At 66.0% G+C, this 13836-nt stretch carries 10 protein-coding genes; 4 read left to right on the forward strand and 6 right to left on the reverse strand.

The genetic code is table 11. The annotated features are described in order from the left end of the window. Positions 1 to 1296: an ammonium transporter gene (locus tag JLK41_RS18470; protein ID WP_210389555.1), complete on the reverse strand. Its 1296-nt coding sequence runs from the start codon at positions 1294 to 1296 to the stop codon at positions 1 to 3. A gap of 303 nt (positions 1297 to 1599) precedes the next feature. On the opposite strand from JLK41_RS18470, the gene JLK41_RS18475 reads away from it, so the two are divergent. After that, entirely contained in the window at positions 1600 to 3654 is a 2055-nt protein-coding gene (locus tag JLK41_RS18475) for a putative bifunctional diguanylate cyclase/phosphodiesterase (protein ID WP_037049246.1), read from the forward strand. A gap of 84 nt (positions 3655 to 3738) precedes the next feature. On the opposite strand, the gene JLK41_RS18480 is transcribed toward JLK41_RS18475, so the two are convergent. Both JLK41_RS18480 and JLK41_RS18485 read right to left on the reverse strand, forming a co-directional pair. Beyond that, a complete protein-coding gene (locus JLK41_RS18480; RefSeq protein ID WP_037049248.1) occupies positions 3739 to 4644 on the reverse strand; it encodes a GIDE domain-containing protein in 906 nt (301 codons plus the stop codon). A 10-nt stretch (positions 4645 to 4654) separates the two neighbouring features. Further along, complete coding sequence (locus JLK41_RS18485; RefSeq protein WP_037049251.1) at positions 4655 to 5227, reverse strand: LemA family protein; 573 nt, start codon at positions 5225 to 5227, stop codon at positions 4655 to 4657. Between the two features lie 190 nt (positions 5228 to 5417). Here JLK41_RS18485 and JLK41_RS18490 point away from each other — a divergent pair, with 190 nt between their 5' ends. Further along, positions 5418 to 6755, forward strand: a complete 1338-nt coding sequence (locus tag JLK41_RS18490) for an imelysin family protein (RefSeq protein WP_037049254.1) — start codon at positions 5418 to 5420, stop codon at positions 6753 to 6755. A gap of 98 nt (positions 6756 to 6853) precedes the next feature. Here JLK41_RS18490 and JLK41_RS18495 read toward each other — a convergent pair whose 3' ends face one another. Together JLK41_RS18495 and JLK41_RS18500 are read right to left on the reverse strand one after the other, a co-directional pair. After that, positions 6854 to 7678: a helix-turn-helix transcriptional regulator gene (locus JLK41_RS18495; RefSeq protein WP_037049257.1), complete on the reverse strand. Its 825-nt coding sequence runs from the start codon at positions 7676 to 7678 to the stop codon at positions 6854 to 6856. 6 nt (positions 7679 to 7684) lie between these two features. Next, entirely contained in the window at positions 7685 to 8254 is a 570-nt protein-coding gene (locus JLK41_RS18500; protein WP_152489368.1) for a GNAT family N-acetyltransferase, read from the reverse strand. A 205-nt stretch (positions 8255 to 8459) separates the two neighbouring features. Here JLK41_RS18500 and JLK41_RS18505 point away from each other — a divergent pair, with 205 nt between their 5' ends. Continuing rightward, complete coding sequence (locus JLK41_RS18505; RefSeq protein WP_210389556.1) at positions 8460 to 11948, forward strand: hybrid sensor histidine kinase/response regulator; 3489 nt, start codon at positions 8460 to 8462, stop codon at positions 11946 to 11948. Between the two features lie 106 nt (positions 11949 to 12054). After that, a complete protein-coding gene (locus JLK41_RS18510; RefSeq protein ID WP_210389557.1) occupies positions 12055 to 13002 on the forward strand; it encodes an IS481 family transposase in 948 nt (315 codons plus the stop codon). Here JLK41_RS18510 and JLK41_RS18515 read toward each other — a convergent pair. Continuing rightward, entirely contained in the window at positions 12999 to 13811 is an 813-nt protein-coding gene (locus JLK41_RS18515; RefSeq protein WP_037049265.1) for a MerR family transcriptional regulator, read from the reverse strand. The genes JLK41_RS18510 and JLK41_RS18515 overlap by 4 nt on opposite strands. Positions 13812 to 13836 lie beyond the last annotated feature (25 nt).

Here is a 13836-nt window from a genome sequence, read left to right on the forward strand (position 1 = left end):
TCAGCCCCTCCTCGACCACTGCTCGCTATCGAAGGTCTGCGTCTGGTTGAATTCCGGGTAGCCGACCTCGGCATGCTCGGCGAAATCCAGCCCACGTTGTTCGTGCTGCGTGGAGACACGCAGGCCGATGGTCTTGGCCAACAGCAGGTAGACCAGCAGGGACAGCGGAAACGCCCAGAGAAAGGCCGCCACGACCCCCAGGGCCTGCACGCCGACCCGCGCCCAGTTGAACAGGTCGCCCTGGTAGAACAAACCGGCGGCCAGCGTGCCCCAGATACCGGCAAAGCCGTGCACCGGCACCGCGCCGACCACATCGTCGAGTTGCAGGCGGTCGAGCAGGCGCATGCCGTAGACCACCACGAAGCCGGCGACCAGGCCACTGAGCAGCGCGAACCCCGGCGCCATGCTGGCACACCCCGCCGTGATGCCGACCAGCCCCCCGATAGAGCCGTTGACCGTCGTGGTCAGCAGTATCGGGCTGGCGGTGCTGCGTTGTGCCAGCAACGCACCGAGCGCCCCGGCGGCGGCGGCGAGATGGGTGTTCAGGGCGATCAGCCCCAGGCTGCTGCTGACCGCCAGGTTGCTGCCGGCATTGAAGCCGAACCAGCCCACCCAGAGAATGAAACCGCCCAGCGCCACCAGGCCGAGGTTATGCCCGGGAATCATGCGCGGCGTGCCATCGGCGGCGAAACGCCCCAGGCGCGGCCCGAGCACCAGGATTCCGGCCAGCGCGCACCAGGCGCCAATGCTGTGCACCACGGTGGACCCGGCGAAGTCGACGAAACCCAGCTTGGCCAGCCAGCCCTGACCACCGTACATCCCGCCCCATACCCAGCTGCCGAATATCGGGTAGATGACGCCACTGATCAGCAACGCACCAACCAGGTAGGCGCCATAGCGCGTACGCTCGGCCATCGCACCGCTGGCGATGGTGGCGGCGGTCGCGGCGAACATCATCTGGAACAGCAGGAAGGTGTAATCCCAGGGTTCGGCCTGGTTCAGCGCGAAGTGACTCATGCCGAACCAGCCGCTGAGGTTGGCGCCGAACATCAGGCCGAAGCCCAGCAGCCAGAACACGATGCCGCCGACGCAGCAGTCCATGTAGTTCTTCATCATCACGTTGACCGCGTTCTTGGCCCGCGACATGCCGCTCTCCAGCAACGCGAAGCCCGCCTGCATGAAGAACACCAGCACGCTGGCCAGCACCAGCCAGGCCGTATTGGCAGCCTCCTCCGAGGCGGCATGGGCCTGAGGGGCGAAGCCGACGGCGACGAGCAACAGCACGAGTGTTTTCATCACGACCCCCCTTCCGATCGATGCCCGGACTTCGCAACTCTTGTGCCAGCATCCAGTGCCAAGGGATGTCGCGCCTCAGCCGGCACAGGGCCGACGAACGGCCAAGGCGACCAAGGGCCTCAAGTCCGGCAGAATCGCACCGACATAAAGCAGGGAATCATGCCGATGGCATCGATTCGCACCAGGACCGTTCCTTATGGAATAAAAAGTGCCACCAGGCATGATGGCCCTTTGACGGCTAGAACGAGATTGCCAATACTCTCGTCTGACTGACGCTGTAAGCATCGACATAAGGAATTGCCTTTGAAGCTGGAATTGAAAAACAGCTTGTCGCTCAAGTTGCTCCGCGTAGTGCTGCTTTCGGCACTGGTGGTCGGGGTGGTATTGAGCTGCGCGCAGATCGTGTTCGATGCCTACAAGACGCGCCAGGCAGTATCCAACGACGCCCAGCGCATCCTCGGCATGTTTCGGGACCCCTCGACCCAGGCGGTGTACAGCCTGGACCGGGAAATGGGCATGCAGGTCATCGAGGGGCTGTTCCAGCACGAGTCGGTGCGCTACGCCGCCATCGGCCATCCCAACGAACCCATGCTCGCCGAGCGCAGCCGGGATCTGGCGCAGATACCGACACGCTGGCTGACCGACCCGATCCTCGGCCAGGAACAGCAGTTCTCCACCAAGCTGGTGGGGCGCGGTCCCTACAGCGAGTACTACGGCGACCTCAACATCACCCTCGACACCGCCGCCTATGGCGAGAGCTTCGTCACCAACTCGGTGATCATCTTCGTCTCCGGCGTGTTGCGGGCCATGGCCATGGGCCTGGTGCTCTATCTGGTCTATCACTGGCTGCTGACCAAGCCGCTGTCGAAGATCATCGAGCACCTGACCAACATCAACCCCGACCGCCCCAGCGAACACAAGCTGCCCATGCTCAAGGGCAACGAGCAGAACGAACTGGGGCTGTGGATCAATACCGCCAACCAGTTGCTGGCCTCCATCGAGCGCAATACCCACCTGCGCCGCGAGGCCGAGAACAGCCTGTTGCGCATGGCCCAGTACGACTTCCTCACCGGCCTGCCCAATCGCCAGCAACTGCAGCAGCAACTCGACCAGATCCTCGAAGACGCCGGCCGTCTGCAACGCCGCGTCGCCGTGCTCTGCGTCGGCCTGGACGACTTCAAGGGCATCAACGAGCAATTCAGCTACCAGAGCGGTGACCAGCTGCTGCTCGCCCTCTCCGACCGCCTGCGCAGCCACAGCGGGCGCCTCGGCGCCCTGGCGCGCCTGGGCGGTGACCAGTTCGCCCTGGTTCAGGCCGACATCGAACAACCCTACGAGGCCGCCGAGCTGGCGCAGAGCGTGCTCGACGACCTGGAGCTGCCCTTCCTGCTCGACCAGCACGAAGTGCGCCTGCGCGCCACCATCGGCATCACCCTGTTCCCCGAAGACGGCGACAGCACCGAGAAGCTGCTGCAGAAAGCCGAACAGACCATGACCCTGGCCAAGAGCCGCTCGCGCAACCGTTACCAGTTCTACATCGCCAGCGTGGACAGCGAGATGCGTCGCCGTCGCGAGCTGGAGAAGGACCTGCGCGACGCACTGGCGCAGAACCAGCTGCACCTGGTCTACCAGCCGCAGGTGGACTACCGCGACCATCGCGTCGTCGGCGTCGAAGCCCTGCTGCGCTGGCAGCATCCGCAGCACGGGTTCGTCCCGCCCGACCTGTTCATCCCGCTGGCGGAACAGAACGGCACCATCATCCCCATCGGCGAGTGGATCCTCGATCAGACCTGCCGCCAGCTGCGTGAATGGCACGACCAGGGTTTCAGCGACCTGCGCATGGCGGTCAACCTGTCCACGGTGCAACTGCACCACGCCGAGCTGCCCCGGGTGGTGAACAACCTGATGCAGGTCTATCGCCTGCCGCCGAAGAGCCTGGAGCTGGAGGTGACCGAGACCGGCCTGATGGAAGACATCAGCACCGCTGCCCAGCACCTGCTCAGCCTGCGCCGCTCCGGCGCGCTGATCGCCATCGACGACTTCGGTACCGGCTACTCCTCGCTGAGCTACCTGAAGAGCCTGCCGCTGGACAAGATCAAGATCGACAAGAGCTTCGTGCAGGACCTGCTGGAAGACGAGGATGACGCCACCATCGTTCGCGCCATCATCCAGCTCGGCAAGAGCCTGGGCATGCAGGTCATCGCCGAGGGCGTGGAAACCGCCGAGCAGGAGGCCTACATCATCGCCCAGGGTTGCCACGAAGGTCAGGGCTACCTGTACAGCAAGCCACTGCCGGCACGCGACCTGACCCTCTTCCTCAAGCAGGCCAGACGCCTGAGCTCCGCTGCCACGCTCTGAGCGCATACAGACCCGCAAACGAAAACGCCGCGCCCCTCTGCAGGGACGCGGCGTTTGCATGTGCGCCAGTCGGTATGCCAGGCGCTACCAGCTCTGCACGCCGAACAGCCAGGCCGTCGCCAGCGCGCCGACCAGGCACAGCACGGCGCCAGCCGCTGCCTGCCAGTAGAAGCCACGGGCCAGCTCGTCCTCGCCGCTGTTGGAAAGGATGAAGGGCTGGCGCTCTCCGGGCTTGGCCATCTGGTTCTGCGCCGGCTCCGCCGCCTTGAGTCGATGGCGGTCCTCGGCCTCCAGCTGCGCGGCCAGGCGCACGCGGTTCCACTCCTGCTCATCGAGCTGGCCATTGCCGTCGCTGTCGAAACGCCGCAGCAGGCCGACGTAGTCGCCCTTCCACTCGCGGATCACCTCGCCCTGCGCCGACTGCATGTCGAAGCCCTGCTGCGCGGCGCCATGCGTGCTGAAGTCGCCGATGGCGTACAGCGGCTGGCCGACGTGGAAGCGCTCCTCGCTGTAGCGGTAGCGCTGGCCGCTGCTGAGGAAGCCGAGCAGGCCGGTCTTGGCCGGCCCCAGCGGATGGCGCAGGTTACCCTCCCAGACCTCGCGCACCGCCGCGCGGATCTCCGCACCCCGCGGGTCGATCAGGCACTCTCCGGTGCCATCGACCAGGCGCAGCCAGGCATCGCTGGCTCCGCTCTCGACGACCCGCCAGCTGCGCTTGCTGCCACTGGAGCGGTATTCCTCGATACGAAAGCGCCACCACAGACACGGTTTGCCGGTCAGCGGCCCGCTCAGCTGCATGTCCGGCAGCGCCTCGAGCACACCGTAGAGTTCGACGTAGCCCTGCGCCGCCGAACGAATCTTCGAGGTCGGCGTATCGAGCAGATGACGCGCCTGCGACCAGCGCCGCAGGCACCACCAGGCCCCACCCAGAAAAGCACCGAGGGCGAAAGCCAGCGTTAGGAAGAAACCGAAAGGATCACCCTGCATCACCGGCGGATGCTCAACCGAACAGCGATTTCATGTCGACGTCGGCCTTCTCGGCATCGCTGAACACCAGCAGCTCGGCTTCGCGGAAGTTGAACATGCGCGCGACGATCACGTCCGGGAACTGCTCGATGCGCACGTTGTTGAGGTTGACCGCTTCGTTGTACAGCTCGCGGCGGTCGGCGATACCGTTCTCCAGGCCGCTGATGCGCTGCTGCAGGTGCTGGAAGCTGTCGTTGGCCTTGAGCTCGGGGTAGTTCTCGGCCAGGGCGAACAACTGGCCGAGGCCGGCGCGCAAGCCGCTCTCGGCCTTGCCCAGGGCGCTGACATCGTGCTGCTCGCGCGCGCTGGCCACGGCACTGCGCGCTGCGATGACGCGCTCCAGCGTGGCGCTTTCGTACTGCATGTACTGCTTGCAGGTCTCGACCAGCTTGGGCAGCTCGTCATGGCGCTGCTTGAGCAGCACGTCGATGTTCGACCAGGCCTTGCTGACGCCATGCTTGAGGCGCACCAGGCCGTTGTACAACGACACCGCGTAGGCACCCAGCAGGACGAGGACAACGATCACGATCACGGTGGTCAGGCTCATGCAGTTTTCTCCATGCAGAACTGCGAATCAGGTGCTGGCATTCTAGCGGCAGCCGCGCCTCTCGACAGCGATATCCTGCACAGCGACGCATAATGGCCTTTACACATAATGCGAAACATTTGCATTATGTCGCAGTTTTTCAGGTACCACCGAGTATCAGGCCCATTTCGTTAACGCAAAGGACCCCGCCATGATTCGTATGCCCCTGGCCTCCGCCAGCCTGCTGGCCATCGCCATTTCCCTCGCTGGCTGCGGCGAAGACAAAGCCCCCGCTCCCCAGGCCGCCGCACCTGCCGCCGCCACCGAGAGCGCGGCCCCTGCGCCTGCCGCGAAGGTCGACGAGGCTGCTGCGAAGGCGGTGGTCAATCATTACGCCGACCTGGCCTTCGCGGTCTTCAGCGACGCCGCCAGCACCGGCAAGGCGCTGCAGAGCGCGGTCGACGCCCTGCTCGCCGAGCCCAGCGAAGCCAACCTGAAAGCCGCGCGTGAAGCCTGGCTGGCGGCCCGTGTGCCTTACATGCAGAGCGAAGTGTTCCGCTTCGGCAACCCGGTGGTGGACGAGTGGGAAGGTCAGCTCAACGCCTGGCCGCTGGACGAAGGCCTGATCGACTACGTCGCCGACGACTACCAGCACGCACTGGGCAACCCGGGCGCGCAAGCCAACATCATCGCCAACACCGAGATCCAGGTCGGCGAAGACAAGCTCGACGTCACCGAGATCAACGGTGAGCTGCTGGCCAGCCTGAACGAGCTGGGCGGTTCCGAGGCCAACGTCGCCACCGGTTACCACGCCATCGAATTCCTGCTCTGGGGCCAGGACCTGAACGGCACCAACCCGGGTGCCGGCGAGCGTCCGTACACCGACTACCTGGTTGGCGACGGTGCCACCGGTGGCCACAACGAGCGTCGCCGTGCCTTCCTCAAGGCCGCCACCGATCTGCTGGTCAGCGACCTGAATGACATGGTCGAGCAGTGGAAGGACGGCGTCGAAGGCAACTACCGCAGCGAGCTGGTCGCCGACTCGGGCGAGAACGGCCTGCGCAAGATGCTGTTCGGCATGGGCAGCCTGTCGCTGGGCGAACTGGCCGGCGAGCGCATGAAGGTCGCGCTGGAAGCCAACTCCACCGAAGACGAGCACGACTGCTTCAGCGACAACACGCACAACTCGCACTTCTACAACGGCAAGGGCATTCGCAACGTTTACCTGGGCGAGTACAAGAAGGTCGACGGCAGCACCCTGACCGGCCCGAGCCTGGCCGACCTGGTGGCCAAGGCCGACGCCCAGGCCGACACCACGCTCAAGGCCGACCTGCAGGACACCGAAGCCAAGCTGCAGGCCCTGGTCGACAGCGCCGAGAAGAACAACGTGCACTTCGATCAGCTGATCGCCGCCGACAACGCCGAAGGCCAGCAACTGGTACGCGACGCCATCGCCGCCCTGGTCAAGCAGACCGGTGCCATCGAGCAGGCAGCCGGCAAGCTGGGCATCAGCGACCTGAACCCGGACACCGCCGATCACGAATTCTGATCGACCCTGCCCGTGAAGAACCGGCGTACCCGTGAGGGGCGCCGGTTTTTTTATGCCTGGATGCCGGGAACACAACGGCTCTGCAGGCTGACCAGGGATCAGCTCAGACAGGCCTTGCGGTACTCGCCGGGGCTGACGCCATAGACCTGCTTGAACTGCCGCGACAGATGGCTCTGGTCGGCGAAGCCCAGCTGCGTGGCCACGCCGATCGCGGAGCAACCGCTCCTGAGCAGCGCCCGCGCCTGTTCGAGACGCCGCTGCTTGAGCCAGGCATGGGGGGGCAAGCCCGTCGCGCGGCGGAACACCCGGGCGAAATGGAAGGGGGACAGATTGACCGCGGCGGCGAGCTCTTCCAGCGATGGCGGCTCGAGCAACTGCTCGGCGAGCATCTGCTTGGCGCAGGATACCGCCCAGGGTTCGCGCCCCGGCGCGGCCGCCTCGCCGACCCGCCCGTGGTGCTGGAACAGCAGCAGAATCGCCTCGCGCCAGGCCAGTTGCTGCTGCAGCGCCTCGGCGCCGTCCTCCAGCAGGCGATGCAGCTGCAGGAAGGCCGTGTGCAGACACGGGTCATCCAGCACGCTGACGGCGAACGAGGGCATGCCGGACCTGGCCAGCCCGAGTTCCTGCAATGCCCCCAGCACCTGGGCGTTGTCGGGATAGAAGCCACGGTAGCGCCAACCGTCGTCGTGCGCCTTGGAGCCGGTGTGCACCTCGTCCGGGTTGATCAGCACCATACTGCCCTGCGGCGCCAGGTGGTCGCTGCCACGGTGGCGGAAACGCTGGGCGCCGTGCTCGATCACGGTGAAGACGAACCCCTCGTGCACGTGCGGGGCGAAGCGTTGCTGGAGATAGCGCGCCTGCAGCAGCTCGACGCCACACAGCGCCGAGGCCTGCCAGAAACGGGTCTGCTCGCGACTCTCCATCAGGGCTCAGGCGCCGAAGCGTGCCTCCAGGGCTTCCCGCACGGCCGGCCACTCCAGGTCGGTCATGCTGTAGAGAACGGTATCGTCGAGGCGGCCATCGGCCAGCCGGCGGTGGTTGCGCAGCAGCCCTTCACGCACGGCGCCGAGCTTCTCGATGGCGCGTTGCGAGCGCAGGTTGCTGCCGGCGGTCTTCAACTGCACGCGCACCATGCCCCAGTTGTCGAAGGCATGCCTGAGCATCAGGTACTTGATCGTGCCGTTCAGGCCGGTGCCGTGCTGGCTGCGGTCGAGCCAGGTCCAGCCGATCTCGCAGGCCGGCAGGGTGTTCATGAATTCGGCGAAGCGCGTGGTGCCGACCAGTTCGTCACCGAGACGCACGACGAACGGCAACGCGCGCTGCTCACGCAGATCGGCCAGCGCACTGCGGTACCAGTCCAGGCGCTGAGTGCCGCTCATGTACAGCAGTTCGTCGCGATTGCTTTCGGCCAGCGCCACCAGCGCCGGGATGTCGGCATCGGACAGCGGTTCCAGGCGCAGGGCGCCCCGTTGCAACGTCACCAGTTGCGGCTTGAACATAGGGTCCTTCCTCGGACAGAGTCGCAAACCCGGCACGCTATCAGGCCAATGCCTGCGGCACAATCAAGTCCTGTCGCAAAGTGCGCCGGGCAGCCTGCGACCTTGGTCGCAGCCGACGAACTGCCGCTTTGTGCAACACTGATCATCATCAGCCTCGCCTCGGGTGCCAGGCTCACCTCATTCCACCCTGCGTTCCGGAGCCTGCATGTCGCTGTCCCCCGGGCTGATCGCCGCGGTCGCCCTCCTCTACATGGCCATCCTGTTCTCCATCGCCTTCTATGGAGACCGTCGCAGCACGCCCATGCCGCCGAAGATTCGCGCCTGGGTCTACTCGCTGTCGCTGGCCGTGTACTGCACCAGCTGGACCTTCTTCGGCGCCGTGGGCCAGGCCGCCGAGCAGCTGTGGTCGTTCCTGCCCATCTACCTCGGGCCGATCATCCTCATGCTGAGCATGCCCTGGGTGCTGCAGAAGATGGTGATGATCAGCAAGCAGGAGAACATCACCTCCATCGCCGACTTCATCGCCGCGCGCTACGGCAAGTCGCAGTCGCTGGCCATCGTCGTGGCGCTGATCTGCCTGGTCGGCGTGCTGCCCTACATCGCCCTGCAGCTCAAGGGCATCGTGCTCGGGGTCAACCTGCTGATCGGCGAGCATGCGCTGGACACCGGCACCAGCGCGCAGGACACCGCGCTGATCGTGTCCCTGGTACTGGCCCTGTTCACCATCCTGTTCGGCACGCGCAACCTCGACGTCACCGAACACCACCGGGGCATGGTGCTGGCGATTGCCTTCGAGTCGCTGGTCAAGCTGCTGGCCTTCCTCGCCGTGGGCGCCTTCGTCACCTTCGGCCTGTACAACGGCTTCAACGACCTGCTCGCCCAGGCCCACAGCACCCCCGAGCTGGACAGCTTCTGGAACGAGGCGGTGAACTGGCCGGCCATGCTGGTGCAGACCGGCATGGCGATGATCGCCATCGTCTGCCTGCCACGGCAGTTCCATGTCACCGTGGTCGAGAACATCGAGCCCAAGGACCTGCGCCTGGCACGCTGGGTGTTTCCGGCCTACCTGGTGCTGGCCGTGCTGTTCGTCGTGCCCATCGCCCTGGCCGGGCAGATGCTGCTGCCGGCCGGCGTCACCCCCGACTCCTTCGTCATCAGCCTGCCCCTGGCCGAAGCGCATCCGGGCCTGGCGGTCCTGGCCTTCATCGGCGGCGCTTCGGCCGCCACCGGCATGGTGATCGTCGCCTCGGTGGCGCTGTCGACCATGATCTCCAACGACATGCTGCTGCCCTGGCTGCTGCGCCGGCAGAGCACCGAGCGCCCGTTCGAGGCCTTCCGCCACTGGATGCTCACTGCCCGCAGGGTCAGCATCGTGCTGATCCTGCTGCTGGCCTACGTCTGCTATCGCCTGCTCGGTGAAGGCACCAGCCTGGCCACCATCGGCCAGGTGTCCTTCGCCGCCATCGGCCAGCTCGCGCCGGCCATGTTCGGCGCCCTGGTGTGGAAACAGGCCAACCGTCGCGGCGTCTTCGCCGGCCTGATCGTCGGCGCGCTGCTGTGGTTCTACACCCTGGTGCTGCCGCTGGCCGCCCGTGGCATGGGCTGGTCGCTGCACGGTTTCCCCGGTCTGACCACCCTGCTGTACGCCCCCATCGGCCTGCACGTCGACCCGCTGACCCGTGGCGTGGTGCTGTCGCTGGCCGGCAACATGCTGCTGTTCGCCTGGGTCTCCTGGTTCTCCCGCACGCGCGTTTCCGAGCACTGGCAAGCCGGTCGTTTCATCGGCCATGACCTGGGCACCAAGCCGAGCGGGCGCAGCCTGCTGGCCGTGCAGGTAGCGGACCTGCTGATGCTGTCCAGCCGCTTCGTCGGCGAGGAACGGGCGCGGCAGAGCTTCACCCGCTTCGCCCTGCGCCAGGGCAAAGGCAAGGACTTCGACCCCAACCAGCCGGCCAACAGCGAATGGATCGCGCATACCGAGCGCCTGCTCGCCGGGGTCCTGGGGGCCTCCTCGACCCGCGCCGTGGTCAGGGCCGCGATCGAAGGCCGGGAAATGCAGGTCGAGGATGTGGTGCGCATCGTCGACGAGGCCAGCGAGGTGCTGCAGTTCAACCGCGCCCTGCTGCAGGGGGCGATCGAGAACATCACCCAGGGCATCAGCGTGGTCGACCAGAACCTGCGCCTGGTGGCCTGGAACCATCGCTACCTGGAGCTGTTCGAGTACCCCGAAGGGCTGATCTACGTCGGCCGACCGATTGCCGAGATCATCCGCTTCAACGCCCAGCGCGGCATGCTCGGCGGCGGCGATGTCGAGGAGAACGTGGCCAAGCGCCTGTACTGGATGCGCCAGGGCACCGCGCACAGCTACGAACGGGTGTTCCCCAACGGCCGGGTGATCGAGCTGATCGGCAACCCCATGCCCGGCGGCGGCTTCGTCATGAGCTTCACCGACATCACCGAATTCCGCGAAGCCGAGCGCGCCCTCAAGGATGCCAACGAGAGCCTGGAGCGGCGTGTCGCCGAACGTACCCACGAGCTGTCGAAACTGAACCAGGCGCTGACCGAGGCCAAGGCGCACGCCGAGGCCGCCAACCAGTCGAAGACGCGCTTCCTCGCGGCGGTCAGCCATGACCTGATGCAACCGCTGAATGCCGCGCGCCTGTTCTCCGCGGCGCTGGCCCACCAGGACGATGCACTGCCCGGCGAAGCGCAGGAGCTGGTCAGGCACCTGGACAGCTCGCTGCGCTCGGCCGAGGACCTGATCACCGACCTGCTGGACATCTCGCGCCTGGAGAACGGCCGCATCGCCCCGGATCGCCATCCGTTCGCCCTCTCCAACCTGTTCGATACCCTCGCCGCCGAGTTCGGCGTGCTGGCCGTGGAACAGGGCATCGACCTGCGCGTGCACGGCAGTCGCGAATGGGTCGACAGCGACATCAAGCTGCTGCGCCGGGTGCTGCAGAACTTCCTCACCAACGCCTTCCGCTACGCCAAGGGCCGTGTCGTGCTCGGCGTGCGCCGCGAGGGCGGGCAGCTGCGCCTGGAGGTCTGGGACCGGGGCGCGGGAATTCCCGAGGACAAGCGCAAGGTGATCTTCGAGGAATTCAAGCGCCTGGACAGCCACCAGACGCGCGCCGAGAAAGGCCTGGGCCTGGGCCTGGCGATTGCCGACGGGCTCTGCCGGGTACTGTCCCACCGCCTCGAGGTGCGCTCCTGGCCGGGTAAGGGCAGCGTGTTCAGCGTCAGCGTGCCACTGGCCAGAAAACCCGCTGCGAAGCCCCAGGCCCCTGCCCTGTCCGCGACAGACGGCCAGCCGCTGCAGGGCATCCAGGTGATCTGCATCGACAACGAAGACAGCATCCTCACCGGCATGTACAGCCTGCTGTCGCGCTGGGGCTGCCAGGTGTGGACGGCGCGCAACCGCCTGGAGTGCGAGCACCTACTCAGCGAGGAAGTGCATCCGCAGCTGGCCCTGGTCGACTACCACCTGGACGAGGGAGAGACCGGTACCGAACTGATGGCCTGGCTGCGCACCCGCCTGGGCGAGCCGGTGCCCGGCGTGGTGATCAGTGCCGACGGCCGCCCCGAGCTGGTCGCCGCCGTGCATGCCGCGGGCCTCGACTACCTGCCCAAACCGGTCAAGCCCGCCGCCCTGCGCGCCCTGCTCAGCCGCCATCTGGTCCTGCGCGGCTGATCGGACGGGTGGCGGACGACTAGCTGTGATCTCTCAGTAGGTTGTTCATCCGGGGCATTCCCGGAATTCTGGAAGCGCGACCAACACAGCCTTCCAGGAGCCCCGGATGAACCTGCATAAACATGCCCGTCTTACCCCGCGAGGTCGAGCCCTTCTCGTGCAGCGCATGCTCAACGGTCTGCGAGTCGAAGATGCGGCACAAGCCGCTGGCGTCAGTGTGCGTACAGCCTACAAGTGGCTCAAACGCTTTCGTGAGGAAGGTGAGATTGGCCTGATGGATCGTTCATCACGTCCGCACTCATGCCCCCATGCCACGGCAATCGCTCTGGTCGAGCAACTGATCGAGCTACGTCGCTCTCGCAAGACTTACCGGCAGATCGCCCAGATACTCGGCCTGGCCGTCAGTACCGTGGCCCGCCGCCTCAAGCAGGCCGGCTTTCATCGGCTGGCTGAGCTGGAACCTGCTCCTGTGGTGGTGCGTTATGAATACGCCAATCCCGGCGATCTCCTGCACCTGGACATCAAGAAGCTTGGCCGCTTCTGGAAACCCGGGCATCGAGTCACTGGCGACCGTCAGCAGTGCTCCGACGGCGCCGGCTGGGAGTTCATGCACGTGGCTATCGACGATGCGCCCCGACTGGCGTTCACCAGCCTGCATCCAGATGAGCGCGGCAGCAGCGCCTGCCGGGCCTTGCTGCAAGCACTGCGCTACTACCGCGGGCTGAACATCTGCTTTCGGCGCGTCATGACAGACAACGGCGCCTGTTATCGGTCCCGGGCGTTTCAACGGTTGTGTGCTCGACTCAGGCTGAAACACATCCGTACCAAGCCCTATACGCCACGCACCAACGGTAAGGCCGAGCGCTTCATCCAAACGAGCCTGCGTGAATGGGCCTATGCCCGTAGCTACGACACTTCACAGCAGCGAGCAGCGCACCTGCTGCCCTGGCTGCATCACTACAACTGGCACCGACTGCACGCCAGCCTCGGATACCTGCCCCCGATCAGCAGAGCACCGCTTCCACTGAACAACGTACTGGGTTTACACAACTAGCTGCGCTGCAGGAAGCCCTGCAGCAGCTGATGCACGCGCTCGCTGAGCTCGCGGTTGGCGGCCACCGGCAGACCACGTGCCAGCTCGGCCTCGACCACCTGCTCGACGAGCGGACGCAGCTGCAGCAGCTGGGCGCTGAGGCCCTCGAGCTGATCGGCATGCGGCAGCGAGGTCTGCAACAGCGGGTTGACCAGATGACCGGCGATCATCTGCACGATGCCGGTGGAGACCTGCTCGACATGCCGCCGGATCGACTCCAGCTCATCCAGCAGCGCCGGCAGGGGAATGCCGGCGCGATACAGCTGCACCCCGGCCGAGAACAATCGCGGGCTGGGCACGCTGAGGTGATCGCCGGCGAACTGCAGCAGGCCCATGGCCTGTGCCCGCTCGATCAGCGCGTCATCCAGATCGTCAGCGAAGATCGCCTGCAACTCGGCGAACTCCAGGCGCCCCGGCTGCTCCGGTTCCCCCGGGCCACGGATGGCCTGCTCGAGCCCCAGCACGTGAGCCAGGTCGCGCCCCTGGGACCAGGCGTCGAACAGCTCGCGAATGCTGGCGATGCTGTAGCCGCGCTCCAGCAACTGGCCGATCAGGCGCAGCCGCGCCAGGTGCTCGCCACTGTAGATGCCGACACGCCCACGCCGCTCCGGCGGCGACAGCAGCCCGCGATCCTGATAGGCGCGCACGTTGCGCACGGTGGTCTGCGCGGCCTGGGCCAGCTCGTCGACCGTGTATTCGGCGACGACCGCCGCCGACGCAGGCGCGGCGCTGCCGAGCAGGCGCTGAAAGAACAGGGAAACCTCAGTCATGCGCCGATCATAGTCTGGCGCCGAG

The organism is Ectopseudomonas khazarica (assembly GCF_017915135.1).
Lineage (GTDB): Bacteria > Pseudomonadota > Gammaproteobacteria > Pseudomonadales > Pseudomonadaceae > Aquipseudomonas > Aquipseudomonas khazarica.

Excerpts from the sequence above, each read along its gene's own strand:
- JLK41_RS18470 (WP_210389555.1), bottom strand. The coding sequence starts at position 1,296 with ATGAAAACACTCGTGCTGTTGCTCGTCGCCGTCGGCTTCGCCCCTCAG.
- JLK41_RS18485 (WP_037049251.1), bottom strand. The coding sequence starts at position 5,227 with ATGAGCCTGACCACCGTGATCGTGATCGTTGTCCTCGTCCTGCTGGGT.
- JLK41_RS18490 (WP_037049254.1), top strand. The coding sequence starts at position 5,418 with ATGATTCGTATGCCCCTGGCCTCCGCCAGCCTGCTGGCCATCGCCATT.
- JLK41_RS18495 (WP_037049257.1), bottom strand. The coding sequence starts at position 7,678 with ATGGAGAGTCGCGAGCAGACCCGTTTCTGGCAGGCCTCGGCGCTGTGT.
- JLK41_RS18500 (WP_152489368.1), bottom strand. The coding sequence starts at position 8,254 with ATGTTCAAGCCGCAACTGGTGACGTTGCAACGGGGCGCCCTGCGCCTG.
- JLK41_RS18505 (WP_210389556.1), top strand. The coding sequence starts at position 8,460 with ATGTCGCTGTCCCCCGGGCTGATCGCCGCGGTCGCCCTCCTCTACATG.
- JLK41_RS18510 (WP_210389557.1), top strand. The coding sequence starts at position 12,055 with ATGAACCTGCATAAACATGCCCGTCTTACCCCGCGAGGTCGAGCCCTT.
- JLK41_RS18515 (WP_037049265.1), bottom strand. The coding sequence starts at position 13,811 with ATGACTGAGGTTTCCCTGTTCTTTCAGCGCCTGCTCGGCAGCGCCGCG.